General features: G+C 50.1%; 11 protein-coding genes. 9 read left to right on the forward strand and 2 right to left on the reverse strand.

Annotation, left to right across the window (positions count from 1 at the left end):
* Position 1 precedes the first annotated feature (1 nt).
* The 7 genes from pilQ to can all read left to right on the forward strand — a co-directional run bounded on the left by pilQ (position 2) and on the right by can (position 11,741).
* On the forward strand, positions 2 to 2,053 hold the full coding sequence (gene pilQ / locus XMG59_RS10030; protein ID WP_254447107.1) for a type IV pilus secretin family protein: 2,052 nt from the start codon (positions 2 to 4) through the stop codon (positions 2,051 to 2,053).
* A gap of 14 nt (positions 2,054 to 2,067) precedes the next feature.
* Positions 2,068 to 2,592: a shikimate kinase AroK gene (gene aroK, locus XMG59_RS10035; RefSeq protein WP_305792067.1), complete on the forward strand. Its 525-nt coding sequence runs from the start codon at positions 2,068 to 2,070 to the stop codon at positions 2,590 to 2,592.
* Between the two features lie 14 nt (positions 2,593 to 2,606).
* The gene (gene aroB / locus XMG59_RS10040) at positions 2,607 to 3,689 is read left to right on the forward strand and encodes a 3-dehydroquinate synthase (protein ID WP_173482762.1); all 1,083 of its coding nucleotides are present in this window, start codon (positions 2,607 to 2,609) and stop codon (positions 3,687 to 3,689) included.
* 182 nt (positions 3,690 to 3,871) lie between these two features.
* Positions 3,872 to 8,326, forward strand: a complete 4,455-nt coding sequence (gltB, locus tag XMG59_RS10045) for a glutamate synthase large subunit (protein ID WP_173498644.1) — start codon at positions 3,872 to 3,874, stop codon at positions 8,324 to 8,326.
* Positions 8,327 to 8,385: 59 nt separating this feature from the next.
* The gene (locus XMG59_RS10050; RefSeq protein WP_173498645.1) at positions 8,386 to 9,810 is read left to right on the forward strand and encodes an FAD-dependent oxidoreductase; all 1,425 of its coding nucleotides are present in this window, start codon (positions 8,386 to 8,388) and stop codon (positions 9,808 to 9,810) included.
* A gap of 109 nt (positions 9,811 to 9,919) precedes the next feature.
* Positions 9,920 to 10,984 carry a uroporphyrinogen decarboxylase gene (gene hemE, locus XMG59_RS10055; protein WP_173498646.1) on the forward strand — a complete coding sequence of 355 codons (1,065 nt, stop codon included), beginning with the start codon at positions 9,920 to 9,922 and terminating at the stop codon, positions 10,982 to 10,984.
* A 58-nt stretch (positions 10,985 to 11,042) separates the two neighbouring features.
* Entirely contained in the window at positions 11,043 to 11,741 is a 699-nt protein-coding gene (gene can, locus XMG59_RS10060) for a carbonate dehydratase (protein ID WP_173498647.1), read from the forward strand.
* A 72-nt stretch (positions 11,742 to 11,813) separates the two neighbouring features.
* On the opposite strand, the gene XMG59_RS10065 is transcribed toward can, so the two are convergent.
* Positions 11,814 to 13,085 carry an O-acetylhomoserine aminocarboxypropyltransferase/cysteine synthase family protein gene (locus XMG59_RS10065; protein ID WP_173482761.1) on the reverse strand — a complete coding sequence of 424 codons (1,272 nt, stop codon included), beginning with the start codon at positions 13,083 to 13,085 and terminating at the stop codon, positions 11,814 to 11,816.
* 106 nt (positions 13,086 to 13,191) lie between these two features.
* Here XMG59_RS10065 and radA point away from each other — a divergent pair, with 106 nt between their 5' ends.
* Both radA and XMG59_RS10075 read left to right on the forward strand, forming a co-directional pair.
* Positions 13,192 to 14,568 carry a DNA repair protein RadA gene (gene radA, locus XMG59_RS10070; protein ID WP_173489006.1) on the forward strand — a complete coding sequence of 459 codons (1,377 nt, stop codon included), beginning with the start codon at positions 13,192 to 13,194 and terminating at the stop codon, positions 14,566 to 14,568.
* Positions 14,569 to 14,583: 15 nt separating this feature from the next.
* The gene (locus XMG59_RS10075) at positions 14,584 to 15,219 is read left to right on the forward strand and encodes a nucleoside/nucleotide kinase family protein (RefSeq protein WP_173498648.1); all 636 of its coding nucleotides are present in this window, start codon (positions 14,584 to 14,586) and stop codon (positions 15,217 to 15,219) included.
* Between the two features lie 49 nt (positions 15,220 to 15,268).
* On the opposite strand, the gene ettA is transcribed toward XMG59_RS10075, so the two are convergent.
* The gene (gene ettA, locus XMG59_RS10080) at positions 15,269 to 16,927 is read right to left on the reverse strand and encodes an energy-dependent translational throttle protein EttA (protein ID WP_173482760.1); all 1,659 of its coding nucleotides are present in this window, start codon (positions 16,925 to 16,927) and stop codon (positions 15,269 to 15,271) included.
* Positions 16,928 to 17,078 lie beyond the last annotated feature (151 nt).

A 17,078-nucleotide genomic window follows, 5' to 3' on the forward strand; every position in this document is an offset into this window, starting at 1 on the left:
CATGAATATGAAGAGATGGAAATTAAATATGTCGGTTCAGCGTTTAGTTACTCTGGTCACTTTGATGCTTATGTCGACGATGGCGTCGGCGCAAACGTTAAATGCTGTGGTTGCGACTGCGCTGCCGGGCAATCAGACAGAGTTGAGGTTTGACTTCACGGATCAACCGGCCGAACCAAAAATTTACGCAGTGGATACACCTGCGAGGTTGGTGGTTGATTTGTGGGGTGTTGATAAATCTGAGCAGTTGGATCGTTCAATCAGTGTTGGCTCTGGTCCCGTATCAAAACTGCGTTTTGCAGAAACCAACGATCGCCTTCGTGTCGTTGTCGAGCTGACGGAATCGGTTGGCTACCAAACCTCAGTGCAGGGCAATCAATTGATCCTCTCAATGGGTAACTCAACTCAAGCTTCAGCCGCTACTGCAGCAACGGCATCTAAAGCAGCTCCTGCTCAAAAAACCACTGTAGATGACACAACACGAGTAGTGGGTGTCGATTTTGAACGCCTAGAAGGCAATCAAGGTCGGGTGACGATCTCTCTGAGTGACGATCGTGCTGGATTGGATATTATCGAAGAGGGTAACGGCGTCATTGTTAATCTGGTCGGGGCAACCTTGGCACCCGGGCTGTCTCAAAAGCTTGATGTCAAAGCCTTTGCGACACCGATTAACTTTATCGACTCGATGAATGCTGATGGCAGTGCGGCAATTTTGATTCTGCCCTCTAGCGACCCTTACGATTACCTCGCGTACCAATCCAACAACCAACTAGTGCTAGATTTCAAACCGATCTCGTTGAGTGCTCAAGCGGATCTTCAGAAAGATCTGTTCCCGTTTACCGGTGAAGAGATCGATCTAAACTTCCAAAATGTAGAGGTGCGATCAGTCCTTCAGATCATTGCGGAAGTGGCAGAGAAGAACCTAGTGGTAGGCGATGAAGTGAGTGGTAATACCACGCTTCGTTTGAAGAATGTCCCTTGGGATCAGGCGCTGGATATTATTTTGAAGACCAACGGGCTGGATAAGCGTGTCGTGGGTAACGTCATGCTAGTGGGCGATGCAACACAAATCGCCGATCGTGAACGTCAAGAGCTTGAAAACCAGCAACAGGTTAAAGAGCTGGCGCCGCTGGTAACCGAATACATCCAGATCGACTACCGCCGTGCCTCTGAGATGAAAGAGTATCTTTCGGCGGCCAATCTGATCAGTGAGCGTGGTTTTGTATTGGCTGATGACCAAACCAACGTCCTAATGGTGCGTGAGACTAACGCAGCCATCGAAGATATCCGCCGTACTCTGAAGCGCTTTGATGTTGAAGTCGCTCAGATCATGGTGGAAGCAAGAATTGTGACAGCTAACACGTCATTTAGTGAGAATATCGGTGTTAAATGGGGAATGTTTAAAACCTTAGAGACAAATGGAAATACTATCCAGCTTGGAGGTAAAACAGATTTTGGTGATTCTGCATTAGCTATACCTGGTTCGTTGGGAGTTGACTTTGGAACAGCAACAGGCCCTGCTTTTGCGGTTGGGTTTTTGAGCAATTCTCTTTTGTTACAAGCTGAGTTAGCTGCCCTAGAAAGCTCAGGTGATGGTGAAGTGATTTCACAGCCGCGAGTTATAACTATGAACGGTAAAGTAGGTAAAATTTCATCTGGTACCGCGCGTGAAGTTATTACCCAAGATGAGAACGGAAATTCAATTTCTGACTTTGTCGATATTCTTCTTACTCTAGAAGTTACACCTCAGTTAAATCCTGGTGGAAGAATTGCGATGGATTTGAATATTAACCAAGAAACACCAATCCCAACTTCTACAGACGTTGAGAAAAATACACTGAATACTTCTGTAGTTGTTAGAGACGGTGATACTATTGTTCTTGGTGGAGTATTCAAGACGGATTCTCGAACAGGTAGAGAAAAAGTCCCATTTTTTGGGGACTTACCAGTTGTCGGAAATGCATTCAAATATAGGTCAACATCAGAGTTTAAAGATGAGTTGTTGATCTTCATTACCCCGAAACTGATTCGTGAGTCACTGAACGTGCGGTAGTGTAAGGCTGTTTTTTGAAAATATTTTTAATTGGCCCTATGGGATCTGGAAAGAGCACCATAGGGCGTTTGCTTTCTAACGAGCTGAAATTGGAGTTTATTGACTCCGATAAAGTGATTGTTGACCGTGCTGGCGCCGATATTCCTTGGATCTTCGATGTTGAGGGTGAAGAGGGCTTTCGCGATCGCGAGCAGACGGTTATCGATCTAATCACTCAGCAAGATGACATCGTCTTAGCGACGGGCGGTGGTGCTGTGATGCGCCCAGCCAACCGAGAATTCCTCCGCAGCCGTGGTTTCGTTATCTACCTAGAAACCAGTATTGATCAGCAGATTGAGCGCACCGCGCGTGATCGCAACCGTCCTCTGCTGCAAACCCAAGATCCTCGCAAGACACTAGAGACCCTTTTAGAAAAACGAGATCCACTCTACCGCGACACCGCCGATATGATACTGCGCACTGATCGCAGACATCCGCGTATGGTCATCAGTGAGATCGTCAAAGCCCTTAAAAAACATCGCGTTCTGAAAAGCGCGTAGTCAGGATTCATCGCATGCAAGAGTTAAAAGTCGACTTAGGTGACCGTAGCTACCCTATCTACGTAGGCGACCATCTTTTTCAGAAAGTAGATATTGCGGGTGCGGTTCGGGGTAAGCAGGTAATGATCGTCACCAATGAGACGATTGCTCCACTCTACTTGAGCGCGCTGCGTGACCAGCTTCCTGGCCTTCAAGTGGACGAAGTGATTCTGCCAGACGGTGAGTCATTCAAAACTTTAGATACTCTTAACCTTATTTTCGATGCCTTGTTGCAGATGCGCCACAACCGCACGACCACACTGATCGCTCTAGGTGGTGGAGTTATCGGAGATATGACTGGTTTCGCAGCGGCCTCCTATCAGCGTGGTGTCGATTTCATTCAGATACCGACAACCTTGCTCTCCCAGGTAGACTCATCGGTGGGGGGGAAAACGGGCGTTAACCATCCATTGGGTAAGAATATGATCGGTGCCTTTTATCAGCCCAAAGCGGTATTGGCCGATACCGATGTCTTGAAGACACTCCCAGAGCGTGAGTTGGCCGCGGGTCTTGCTGAAGTGATCAAGTACGGTTTGATCTACGATGTTGAATTTCTTGCTTGGCTGGAGAAGAACATCGATGGACTTAACGACTGTGATCCTGAGTTGATGGAATATGCCATTAAACGTTCTTGTGAAATCAAAGCAGAGGTCGTTGCACAAGATGAGCGTGAAGGCGGTATTCGTGCCATTTTGAATCTTGGTCACACCTTTGGCCATGCCATTGAGACCGATCAGGGCTACGGAAATTGGCTGCATGGTGAAGCGGTGGGAGCAGGTATGTGGATGGCTGCAGATCTTTCGATGCGTCTCGGTTGGTTAGAGCCTGCTGATTTAGCACGTGTTGAAACACTCTTGCGTCGAGCGAAGTTGCCGATAGCACCTCCAGCAGATATGACGCCGGATCGGTTTATTGAGTTGATGTCGGTTGATAAGAAGGTTTTAGACGGTCAGATTCGACTCGTCTTGCTGCAACAGCTAGGTCAGGCAGTCGTTACCAGCGAGGTCGACCCCGAAGCCCTAAAATCGACACTAAAGCAGCACTACAGCGGCGAATAAAAAAATTCCGACTTACAAAACGCGCCAACTTGGCGCGTTTTTTGTTTTTTCTTGGTCGATTTGTAGCCAGAGCCGTAGAAGTGTAGAATTACGGTCCCATTTTGCCTCTGTGTCATTTCTCTAGAGGTGTATTCAGGTTTTAAGTGCCTGATTTTATTTAAGTTTTTAGGTAGGAATAGCGTATGAGCAACGGTCTGTATCGCGCGGATGAATTTAAAGATAACTGCGGTTTTGGTCTAATGGCCCACATGCAGGGCGAAGCAAGTCATAAGGTACTTGATAACGCCATTGAAGCATTGGCCTGCATGACTCACCGTGGTGGTATTGCAGCGGATGGTAAGACGGGTGATGGCTGTGGTCTGTTGATGCAGATGCCACGCGATTTCATGCGTGCAGCCGCTAAGAACGAGTTGAATGTCGACCTGACTGACACCTTTGCTGTTGGCATGGTATTCCTATCTAAGGATGCCGCGGCGGCTGACAATGCTCGTACTGTCATGAATCGCGAACTTGAAGCGCAGGGCCTTACCGTTGCTGGCTGGCGTGTAGTTCCGACGGATGACAGCTGCCTTGGTCCTATCGCGAAAGAGACGCTTCCACAGATCGAACAAGTTCTGATCAATGTGTCAGACATGGATGCAAAAGCGCTTGAAGTTGCGCTGTTTGTGGCTCGCCGTAAAGTTGAGATCGCTCTGTCTGATGATGCAGATTTCTACATCTGTACCCTATCTGAGCGCGTGATCAGCTACAAAGGCTTGATGATGCCTGTCGATCTTCCTGTGTTCTATAAAGACCTTGCAGATCCTGAGTTGAAGACAGCGGTGTGTACCTACCACCAGCGCTTCTCAACGAACACAGCACCGCGCTGGCCTCTTGCACAGCCATTCCGTTTCCTTGCTCACAATGGCGAGATCAACACGGTAGAAGGTAACCGCAACTGGGCTCGTGCACGTGCCTCTAAATTTGCTACTCCATTGATTCCAAATCTTGATGAGTTACAGCCAATCGTTAACACCACCGGCTCTGACTCGTCATCAATGGATAACATGATCGAATTCCTACTGGTCGGTGGTATCGATATCTACCGCGCGGTTCGTATGATCATTCCACCTGCGTGGCAGAACGTTGACACCATGGACACTGAGCTACGTGCATTCTACGAGTACAACTCAATGCACATGGAAGCTTGGGATGGTCCTGCTGGCATGGTTATGACTGATGGTCGTTACGCGGTCTGTCTTCTAGACCGTAACGGTCTTCGCCCATCTCGATGGGTAATGACCAAAGACGGCATGATCTGTACCGCTTCTGAGATCGGTGTATTCAGCTACGAACCAAGCGATATCGTGGCTCAAGGCCGTGTTGGACCGGGTCAGATTCTGGCAATCGATACAGAGACAGGTGATGTACTGCACACTGATGATGTCGATAATCGTCTTAAAAAGGCACAGCCATACAAGCAGTGGTTGAAAGAGAACACACTGCGTCTAGAGAACACGATGAATCTATCCGTTGAAGCGGAAGCTCTCAGTGATATGTCTCCAGAAGAGACCAAGACTTACATGAAAATGTTCAATGTAAGCTTTGAAGAGCGTGACCAGGTACTTCGTCCGTTGGGCGAAAGTGGCATGGAAGCGGTCGGCTCAATGGGTGATGACAAGCCAATGGCCGTGTTGTCAGAGAAGATTCGTTCGCCATACGACTACTTCCGTCAGCAGTTTGCACAGGTGACCAACCCACCAATCGACCCACTACGTGAAGCGATCGTGATGTCACTAGAGACCTGCCTAGGTCGTGAGCAAAATGTATTTGAAGAGACTGCGGATCACGCTCGTCGTGTTGTATTGACGATGCCAGTACTCTCTGCAAGCAAGTTCTACCGTATTCGTGACAACGACGAAAAAGGGTTTGAGGTTGCTGTTATCGATCTTAATTACAACCCAGAAGAGTTATCGCTTGATAAAGCGATCGTTGCTGTCTGTGATAAGGCTGAAGCTGAGGTTCGTGCTGGAAAATCGATCATCATCCTATCGGATGCCAACATTGAGAAAGGTAAGTTACCTATCCATGCAGCGATGGCGACGGGTGCCGTTCACCACCGTCTAATCGATACAGGTATCCGTACTGATGCCAACATCATTGTAGAGACTGGTACGGCTCGTGACCCACACCATTTCGCAGTTCTATTCGGTTTTGGTGCTACCGCGGTCTACCCATACTTGGCTTACCGTGTGCTGACTGATCTTTGTCGTACTGGCGAGATGCTACAAGATGCTCTACAAAGCCACGAGAACTACCGTAAAGGTATTGATAAAGGCCTATTCAAGATCCTATCTAAGATGGGTATCTCAACCATCGCGTCGTACCGTGGTGCTCAGTTGTTTGAAGCGATCGGCCTTAGCGATGAAGTGGTTGATCTCTGTTTCAAAGGGGTTACCAGCCGTATTCAGGGCTCTAAATTTGCTCACTTTGAAGAGGACCAAGCGGCGTTGGCTAAAACTGCCTTCATCGCGCGTAAGCCAATCACTGATGGCGGTCTACTGAAGTACAAGTTTGGTGGTGAGTACCATGCTTACAACCCAGATGTGGTACAAGCGATCCACGAAGCGGTTAAGTCGGGTGATCAGAAGCACTACGACCGTTACGCTAAACTGGTTAATGAACGTGGCATCGCGACGATTCGTGACATGCTTAAGCTTAAAGATGTCACTCCGATTAGTATTGATGAAGTAGAACCCGCTGAAGCGATTTACCCACGTTTTGATACAGCGGCAATGTCGCTGGGTGCACTCTCTCCAGAGGCGCATGAAGCTCTAGCTGTTGCTATGAACGAACTGGGCGGTCGCTCTAACTCAGGTGAGGGTGGTGAAGACCCTGTCCGTCACGGCACCATTAAGCGCTCTAAGATCAAGCAGATCGCATCGGGCCGTTTTGGTGTGACTCCGGAATACCTGGTGAATGCCGATGTTATGCAGATTAAAGTGGCTCAGGGTGCGAAACCGGGTGAAGGTGGTCAGCTACCAGGCGGTAAGGTTAACAGCCTAATCGCACGCCTACGTTACTCGGTGCCAGGTGTGACATTGATCTCACCTCCACCGCACCACGATATCTACTCGATCGAGGATTTGGCACAGCTTATTTTCGACCTTAAGCAGGTGAATCCTGAAGGTCTGGTCTCTGTGAAGCTCGTCTCTCGTCCAGGTGTTGGTACCATTGCCTGTGGTGTTGCTAAAGCCTACGCAGATTTGATCACAATTTCTGGTTACGACGGTGGTACAGCGGCATCACCTCTAACGTCGATTCACTACGCAGGCTCGCCTTGGGAACTTGGTCTAGCCGATACTCACCAGTCACTGCGCGGTAACCACCTGCGTGGTGCGATTCGTCTGCAGACAGACGGTGGTTTGAAAACGGGTCTAGACGTTGTTAAAGGCGCGCTACTGGGTGCAGAGAGCTTCGGTTTCGGTACCATGCCAATGGTTGCATTAGGTTGTAAGTACTTACGTATCTGTCACTTGAACAACTGTGCGACCGGTGTTGCGACGCAGAATGATCGTCTACGTAGCGATCACTTCCGCGGTACCGTAGAGATGGTTAAGAACTACTTCCGCTTTGTGGCAGAAGAGGTTCGTCAGATCATGGCTCAGCTTGGTCTGCGCACTGTCGAAGAGATGGTTGGCCGTGTTGATCTACTAGAGATCATCGAAGGCAAAACAGATCGTCAGAAATCACTGGATCTTTCACCACTCATCAGCGATGCCGGTGTGCCAGCAGATCGTCCACAGACGGTTCAGCAAGAGCGCAACCTTCCGTTTGATGAAGGCCGTCTAAACACTGATATGCTAGCGATGGCGCAAGCAGCAATCGATTCAGCAGCCGGCGGTGAGTTTGAACTAACGATCACTAACTGTGACCGATCAGTGGGTGCACGCACCTCGGGTGCTATCGCTAAGAAACACGGTAACTTGGGCATGGAAAACAGCCCAATTACCTTTAAGTTCCGTGGCCACGCTGGTCAATCATTCGGTGTCTGGAACGCCGGTGGTCAGAACCTTCTTCTAGAGGGTGATGCGAACGACTACGTTGGTAAAGGCATGGCGGGCGGTAAGATCGTCATCAAACCATTCTCTGAAGTGACTTACGCCTCACAAGAGACTGCGATTATCGGTAACACCTGTCTATACGGTGCAACGGGCGGTAAGTTGTTCGCAGCGGGCTGTGCAGGTGAACGTTTCGGTGTTCGTAACTCAGGTGTACATGCCGTGGTTGAAGGCGCCGGTGATCACTGTTGTGAGTACATGACGGGCGGTTTGGTAACGGTTCTGGGTGATACAGGTTACAACTTCGGTGCAGGTATGACGGGCGGCTTCGCTTATGTACTGGATAAAGATCGTAGTTTCGTGGATAAGTACAACCACGAATTGGTTGATATCCACCGTATCCACACCGAACACATGGAGCAGTACAAAAACCACCTGCGCTCAGTGATCATCGAATTCGTTCGTGAAACGGGCAGTGCTTGGGGTCAGGAAATTCTGGATAACTACGAAGATTTCCTTGGCAGCTTCTGGCTGGTTAAGCCAAAGGCGGCGAGCCTAGATGTTCTGCTTAACAGCATGACACACGCTCCAGAGTAAGATTTAGGTTTATTAGATTATCGCCCAGATGCGTCTGGGCTTAGACAAGAGGTGGGACTATGACTACCCGTCTTCACAACAATTTTCAGTTTGTTGAAGTAGGCCGTAAGGGCCCAGAAAAGATCGAAGCAGAAGTACGCCGTGGCGAGTTTGCTGAGATCTATCAGCCGTTTGAGCAAGAGGACGTTAACGCACAGGCACATCGTTGTCTTGAGTGTGGTAACCCATACTGTTCATGGAAATGCCCAGTACACAACCACATCCCTAACTGGTTGAAGTTGGTTTCAGAGGGTAACTTGTTTGAAGCGGCTACTCTGTCGCACCAGACAAACTCACTGCCCGAAGTGTGTGGCCGTGTCTGCCCACAAGATCGCCTCTGTGAAGGCGCTTGTACACTCAACGAAGAGTTTGGTGCGGTGACCATCGGTTCGGTAGAGAAGTACATCACGGATACCGCTTTTGCGATGGGCTGGCGTCCAGACATGTCCAATGTGACGTGGACTGACAAGAAGGTTGCTGTTATCGGAGCAGGCCCTGCAGGTCTTGGTTGTGCCGACATCCTTGCGCGTAACGGCGTTAAGCCAGTGGTATTCGATCGTAACCCAGAGATCGGCGGTCTACTGACCTTCGGTATTCCTGAGTTTAAGCTTGAGAAAGATGTCATGGTTCAGCGTCGTGAGATCTTCGAAGCGATGGGTGTTGAGTTCAAACTGAACACTGAAGTGGGTAAAGACATCACGATGCAGGAACTGGTTGATCAGTTCGATGCAGTCTTCCTTGGCATGGGTACTTACACCTACATGAAGGGTGGTTTCCCAGGTGAAGATCTTGACGGTGTCTACGATGCACTGCCTTTCTTGATCTCTAACGTAAACCACTGCCGTGGCTACGAGAAAGATGCTTCTGAATACATCAGCATGGAAGGTAAGAAGGTTGTTGTGCTTGGTGGTGGTGACACTGCGATGGACTGTAACCGTACCTCGATCCGTCAAAAAGCGGCGAGCGTAACCTGTGCTTACCGCCGTGACGAAGAGAATATGCCAGGCTCTAAGCGCGAAGTCGAAAACGCGCGTGAAGAGGGCGTCAACTTCATGTTTAACCGTCAGCCCGTTGAAGTGGTTGGTGAAAACGGCAAAGTAACCGGTATCAAAGTGGTTACGACTCAGATGGGTGAGCCCGATGAGAACGGTCGTCGTCGCGCAGAAGTGGTCGAAGGTTCAGAAGAGATCCTACCTGCTGATGCGGTATTGGTTGCATTCGGTTTCCGTCCTAGCCCAGCGCCTTGGATGGCTGATTTCGGTATCAACCTTCACCAAGACGGTCGTGTCGATGCTGCACTAGAGGGTGATCGCCTGCCGTTCCAGACGTCAAACCCTAAAGTGTTTGCCGGTGGTGATATGGTGCGTGGCTCTGACCTGGTCGTAACCGCGATTTACGAAGGCCGTAACGCAGCTGAAGGTATTCTTGATTACCTAGAGGTTTAATCCTCGCTGATCTACATCAAAAGCCGCTGACCCCAGCGGCTTTTTATTAACTGCTTAACAGGCTCAAAGCAGGTACAATCTGCGCAGTTATTTTTAGGAATTTGCGAACATGTCTGAATTGAAAAATGATCGTTTTCTTCGTGCTCTATTGAAAGAGCCAGTCGATTACACGCCAGTATGGATGATGCGCCAGGCGGGTCGTTACCTTCCTGAGTACAAAGCAACACGCGCCCAGGCGGGTGACTTCATGTCACTCTGCATGAACAAAGATCTAGCCTGTGAGGTGACCATTCAACCTCTAGAGCGTTTCGATCTTGATGCGGCGATTCTATTCTCTGACATTCTGACGATTCCAGATGCGATGGGTCTGGGTCTCTACTTTGAAGCGGGTGAAGGCCCACGCTTTAAGAAAGAGGTACGCACAGAGGCAGACGTTGACGCGATTCCGGTTCCAGACCCAGTCAAAGATCTTGGCTACGTGATGGATGCGGTGAAGACCATTCGTTCCGAGTTGAACGGCCGTGTTCCTCTAATCGGCTTCTCTGGTAGCCCATGGACACTGGCGACTTACATGATCGAAGGGGGCTCTTCTAAAGACTTCCGTCACATCAAAGCGATGATGTATTCACAACCAGAAGTACTCCACAAATTGATGGATAAGCTTGCTGAGTCGGTCACGCTCTACCTAAATGAGCAGATTCGCAGCGGTGCTCAAGCGGTTCAGATCTTTGATACTTGGGGTGGTGCTCTGAGCGGTCCTATGTACCAAGCCTTCTCACTCGACTACATGAAGAAGATCGCCGATGGTCTGATTCGTGAATACGATGGTCGCAAAGTACCGGTGATCATGTTCACTAAGAACGGCGGTCAGTGGCTTGAGTCGATGGCTGATGCGGGTGCGGATGCACTGGGTCTTGATTGGACAACAGACATTGCAGATGCGCGTCGTCGTGTCGGTGATAAAGTGGCACTGCAAGGCAACATGGATCCATCGGTTCTTTATGCGCCGGCTGATACTATACGCGCTGAAGTGAGCCGCATTCTTGAAGGTTACGGCTCGGGTACCGGTCACGTATTCAACCTTGGCCACGGTATTCACCAGTTTGTGAACCCAGATCACGCCAAAATCTTTGTCGATGCGGTGCATGAGCTGAGTGTCCCTTACCATAAATAAGAAGCGCCACAAATAAGAAGCACCAGGATTAAACTGAGACTGCGGTAGACGAGAGACTATGAAAAAACTGAGCGGGCTGTTTGAAAAAAACCGAGGCTGGTCGGAAAAGATCCACCGGGCTAATCCAGAGTTTTTCGCAACCTTGGCAGCACAGCAAGCACCGGAGTATCTCTGGATAGGCTGTGCTGACAGTCGCGTCCCTGCCAATGAGATCGTGGATCTGATGCCGGGCGAGCTGTTTGTTCACCGCAACGTCTCGAATCTTGTCGTGCACTCAGACATGAACTGTCTGTCGGTGATTCAATACGCAGTCGATGTCTTGAAAGTCAAAGATATCATGGTCGTTGGTCACTACGGCTGTGGTGGTGTCGTAGCCTCTATGGAAGATGAACGCCACGGCCTAATCGATAACTGGCTAAGCCACATTCGTGATGTCTACTATAATCACCGCAAGTTCCTGGGGCAGTGGGAAGCGAAACCCTATCAAGTTGATCGTCTTTGTGAACTCAACGTGGTTGAGCAGGCACTTAATGTCTGTAACACCACCACGGTTACCGATGCTTGGGCACGGGGCCAAGAGCTAAACGTACACGGATGGATCTACGGTCTTGGTGATGGTCTATTGCGTGACCTTGGCTTCACGGTTAGCAGCAAAGAGATGATTCGCCCTACCTTTATCGAAGCAGTGAATCTGATCGAAGCGAAAGGCACGCAGGTTGAAGGTCATACCTGCAGTACCTTCTGCGATCATGATTAAACTGAGCCCGAGCGGCTAATAAACAGTAAAAAGCCCGCAAATTTGCGGGCTTTTTGTTGGCTCTTCTTCGTATCAGACGCTTGCTAATGCCTGATCAAGATCGGCAATCAGATCGTCAACGTGCTCAATACCGATCGATAGGCGCACCATATCCTCAGTTACACCGGCAGAGGCTAACTCTTCGGCATTCAACTGACGGTGAGTCGTTTCGGCGGGGATAGAGGCGAGTGACTTACAGTCACCGATGTTCACTAGGCGCAGGAAGATCTGCAGAGCATCGTAGAATTTACGCGTTGCTTCACGTCCACCTTTGACACCAAAGCTCATGACACCAGACGCATTACCGTCCATGTACTTCTTAGCCAGTGCGTTATCTTGGTGCGAGGCAAGGCCTGCGTATTTCACCCAAGTTACCTGATCGTGATTCTCAAGGAACTCAGCGATTTTCTGTGCGTTTGAGCAGATGCGCTCCATACGCAGTGGCAAGGTCTCAATGCCCTGTAGCAACAAGAAGACGTTCATTGGAGAGATCGCTGCGCCGGTATTACGCAGAGGCACTACGCGACAACGGCCGATGAATGCCGCCGGACCAAAGGCTTCTGTATAGACTACGCCGTGGTAAGAGATGTCAGGCGTATTGAGAAGCGGGAAGCGGTCTGCATGCTCAGCCCAGGGGAAGTTGCCGGAATCGACAATCACACCACCAATGGAGTTGCCGTGGCCGCCGATGTATTTAGTGGCAGCAGTCACGATGATATCGGCACCCTGTTCAATGGGACGCCAAAGCGCAGGGCTTGGAACGGTGTTGTCACAGATCAGCGGGATGCCGTGACGGTGTGCGACCTCTGCCAGTGCTTCGATGTCTGCAACACGGCCCGATGGGTTGCCAACCGATTCACAGTAGAGCGCTTTGGTACGCGCATCAATTTTAGATTCGATGGCGGCTATGTCATTGCTGGCTACAAAGCGTACCTCAATGCCTTGGCGTGGCAGTGTGTGTGCAAATAGGTTGTAGGTACCGCCGTAAAGATCGCTGGCCGAGATGATGTTGTCACCGACTTCGGCAATGGTCTGAATGGCGTAAGTGATCGCTGCCATACCTGAAGCGACGGCAAGACCGGCAATGCCACCTTCTAGCGCTGCGACACGCTGCTCTAAAACGTCAGTCGTTGGGTTCATGATGCGCGTATAGATGTTGCCGACTACTTTAAGGTCGAATAGGTCAGCGCCATGCTGTGCGTCGTCAAAAGCGTAAGAGGTTGTCTGGTAGATAGGTACCGCAACCGACTTGGTGGTTGGATCGATTTGATAGCCCGCGTGTACCGCTTGTGTTTCCAATTTCATTTATCTTTCCTTCTCTTCTTATTGATCTACGCTTAATGCAAAATAGATAGACATTTTGTACGCGTAATCCAAACCTTACGCAACTTCTATGGAGTAATAACCTTATATGGCAAAGGCAAAGTTAGCCTACGTCTGCGACGAGTGCGGAGCTGATTACAGTAAATGGCAAGGGCAATGTACTGCCTGTAAAGCTTGGAACTCATTGAAAGAGGTGCGTCTTGGCTCTGCACCGGCAGGTGGTGCTCAGGCTGCCGTGCGTCGTCAGGGTTATGCCGGTGAAGCGGGTCAGTCGAAAGTGGTGAGCCTCTCAGAGGTGGAGCTGAAAGCGACAGATCGTATCAGCAGTAAGATCGGTGAATTGGACCGAGTCCTAGGGGGCGGCTTAGTACCTGGATCTGCCGTGTTGATCGGTGGGCATCCCGGTGCCGGTAAATCGACCCTGTTGTTACAAACCATGGCCGCACTGGTGGCCGATATGCCAGCACTCTATGTGACCGGTGAGGAGTCACTGCAACAGGTCGCCATGCGTGCTAAACGCTTAGGCCTAGCAGTTGGGGATCTGAAGATGCTCTCTGAGACCTCTGTCGAGACTATCTGTGATGTGGCGGATCAACTCAAGCCTAAGGTGTTAGTCATCGACTCTATTCAGGTGATGCACGTTTCCGATGTCCAGTCTGCACCAGGTTCTGTATCTCAGGTTCGTGAAAGTGCGGCCTATTTAACGCGTTACGCCAAACAGACGGGCACGGTGATCTTTCTGGTAGGTCATGTGACCAAAGATGGCTCATTAGCAGGCCCTAAAGTACTAGAGCATATGATCGACTGTTCACTGCAACTAGAGGGCGAGAGCGACAGCCGATTCCGCACACTGCGCAGCCATAAAAACCGTTTTGGCGCCGTTAATGAGTTGGGTGTGTTTGCCATGCTCGAGACAGGGTTAAAAGAGGTTAAGAACCCCAGCTCTATCTTTCTAAGTCGTGATGATAATGCAAGGCCGGGCAGTGTCGTGATGGTGGTTTGGGAGGGCACCCGTCCGATGCTGGTCGAGCTTCAAGCCCTAGTCGATACATCGCACCACTCCAACCCTAAACGTGTGGCCGTGGGGATGGACCAAAATCGACTGGCGATGCTTTTAGCGGTATTGAACCGTCATGGTGGATTAATGACCGGTGATCAAGATGTGTTTATCAACGTGGTTGGCGGCATACGAGTCATGGAGACCAGCGCGGATTTGGCGCTATTAACGGCGATTGTCTCCAGTTTTCGTGATAAGTCACTGCCAACCGACTTGATCGTCTTTGGTGAAGTTGGCTTGTCCGGTGAGATTCGTCCAGTGCCAAACGGGCAGGAGCGAATTAAAGAGGCGGCTAAACACGGCTTTACTCGTGCGATTGTGCCCAAAGGGAACAAGCCAAAAGAGAACGTTCCGGGTATGAAGATCATCGCCGTTGATCGCCTCTCTGAAGCCTTAGACTCTATCTAATCTGAGTTAGCACTAATGATTTCAAAACAGGTACAACATCTACTCTCATGGTTAACCAATTATCATCAGCTTGGCACACGGGTTGTCATCGCTGTTGTTGGCCCGCCCGGTGCCGGCAAGTCGACGTTCTCTGAGGAGCTGGTCGACACTTACAATAACACCAAAGGGGATGGACAGGCCGCTGTTATCCCAATGGATGGATTTCATCTAACCAATGAGATCCTGGTCGAACGAGGTCGTCTAGATCGAAAGGGTGCTCCAGACACCTTCGATGTGCAGGGATTGATCAGCCTAGTAAGACGTATTAAACAAGCGGATGCTGATGTGCGTTACCCCATTTTTGATCGCTCAATTGAGGCGAGTCATATCGATGCGGGTCTTCTGCCTAAAGGGTGTGAAGTGGTCGTAGTAGAGGGTAACTACCTTCTACTAGACGAGGCGCCTTGGTCAGAGTTGGCCCCCTATTTTGATCTGACAGTGTTCACATCACCCACATTTGAAGAGCTGGAACGTCGTCTGATCCAACGTTGGTTAGATCATGGCTACACACAACAGCAGGCTGAGCAAAAAGCTTGGAAGAACGACCTTCCGAACGCCAAAACGGTGGTAGAACGAAGCCGAAAGGCAGATCTGGTTTTTGATCAGGATTGAGAGATAAAAAAAGCCGCTGAGAAGCGGCTTTTTTGATGGTGGCAGGAGCTTAGCTCATGCGGCGATACTTGATACGCTCTGGCTGATGATCTTTGCCGAAGCGTTTTTTGTAGTCTTCCGCGTACTCAGTGTAGTTACCTTCGAAGAAGGTCACCTGTGAGTCACCTTCGTAGGCGATCATGTGCGTACAGATACGGTCTAGGAACCAACGGTCGTGGGAAATCACTACCGCAGAACCTGGGAAGGCTAGAATCGCCTCCTCAAGTGCACGAAGTGTCTCGATATCGAGGTCGTTGGTCGGCTCATCGAGAAGCAGCACGTTGCCACCCTCTTTAAGCAGTTTCGCCATATGCAGGCGGTTACGCTCACCACCTGAAAGATCTTTGACAAACTTCTGCTGATCGGAGCCGCGGAAGTTGAAGCGACCACAGTAGGCGCGTGAAGGTGTGGTGTAGTTGCCGACCGTGATCATATCTGAACCGTCAGAGATCTCTTCGAAGACCGTCTTGTTGCCATCTAATTCGCGAGACTGGTTGACGTAGGCAAGCTGTACCGTTGAACCAAGCTCTACAGAGCCTGAATCTGGCTGCTCTTCACCGGCAATCATGCGGAATAGAGTCGATTTACCGGCCCCGTTAGGGCCGATGATGCCGACGATTGCACCCGGTGGGATGGAGAAGTTTAGGTTCTCGAATAGCAACTTGTCGCCGTAGCTCTTAGTCACGTTATTCAGTTCGATCACCTTGTCACCTAGGCGTGGGCCAGGTGGAATGTAGATCTCTTGTGTCTCGTTACGAGTCTGAAACTCTTTAGAGTTCATCTCTTCGAACTGCTTCAAACGCGCTTTCGATTTCGATTGACGACCTTTAGCGCCTTGGCGAACCCACTCAAGTTCCGCTTTGATCGCTTTCTGGTGAGCCGCTTCTTGTTTCGCTTCTTGCTCTAGACGTGCATCTTTCTGCTCTAGCCAAGAGCTGTAGTTGCCTTCCCATGGAATACCATGGCCACGGTCCAGTTCCAGAATCCAACCAGCCGCGTTATCAAGGAAGTAACGGTCGTGGGTAATCGCAACCACGGTGCCAGGGTACTCCTGGAGGAAGCGTTCGATCCATGCGATCGACTCAGCATCCAGGTGGTTGGTCGGCTCGTCGAGTAGCAGCATGTCTGGGTGATCAAGCAGCAAACGACACAGAGCAACACGGCGGCGCTCACCACCAGATAGGTGTTTTACCTCAGCATCCCAAGGCGGTAGACGCATCGCATCGGCCGCACGCTCTAATGCTGTATCAAGGTTGTGACCATCTTTGGCGGTGATCAGGTTCTCTAATTCGCCTTGGCGTTTAGCTAGGGCATCAAAATCAGCATCTGGGTCAGCGTATGCTGCGTAGACTTCGTCCAGCTCAGCCATAGCGCCTTTAACATCGGCCACCGCCTCTTCGATCACTTCACGAACGGTTTTTGTCTCATCCAGCTCAGGCTCCTGCGGTAGGTAACCGACGTTAATGCCGGGCATTGGGCGCGCTTCACCGATGTAATCCTGATCAACGCCTGCCATGATTTTTAGCAGCGTTGATTTACCTGCACCGTTAAGACCGAGGACACCGATCTTCGCGCCAGGGAAAAAGGATAGAGAGATATCTTTAAGAATTTCGCGTTTAGGTGGGACCACCTTACCAACGCGGTTCATTGAGTAGACAAACTGTGCCATGTGTTGATTCCTAGCAAAATATCTGGGCTACAACGCCGTTGCATGACCCATTTAAAAAGGTTGCGCAGAGTATACCAGATAGGGGGCGGTCAAATCACAGGGCGGCACACTTAAACTTGAGAACAATTGCAGGTTGACCTGATCGCTTTTC

The sequence above is a fragment of the Marinobacterium sp. xm-g-59 genome (assembly GCF_013283315.1).
In the GTDB taxonomy this organism is placed as follows: Bacteria; Pseudomonadota; Gammaproteobacteria; order Pseudomonadales; family Balneatricaceae; genus Marinobacterium_E.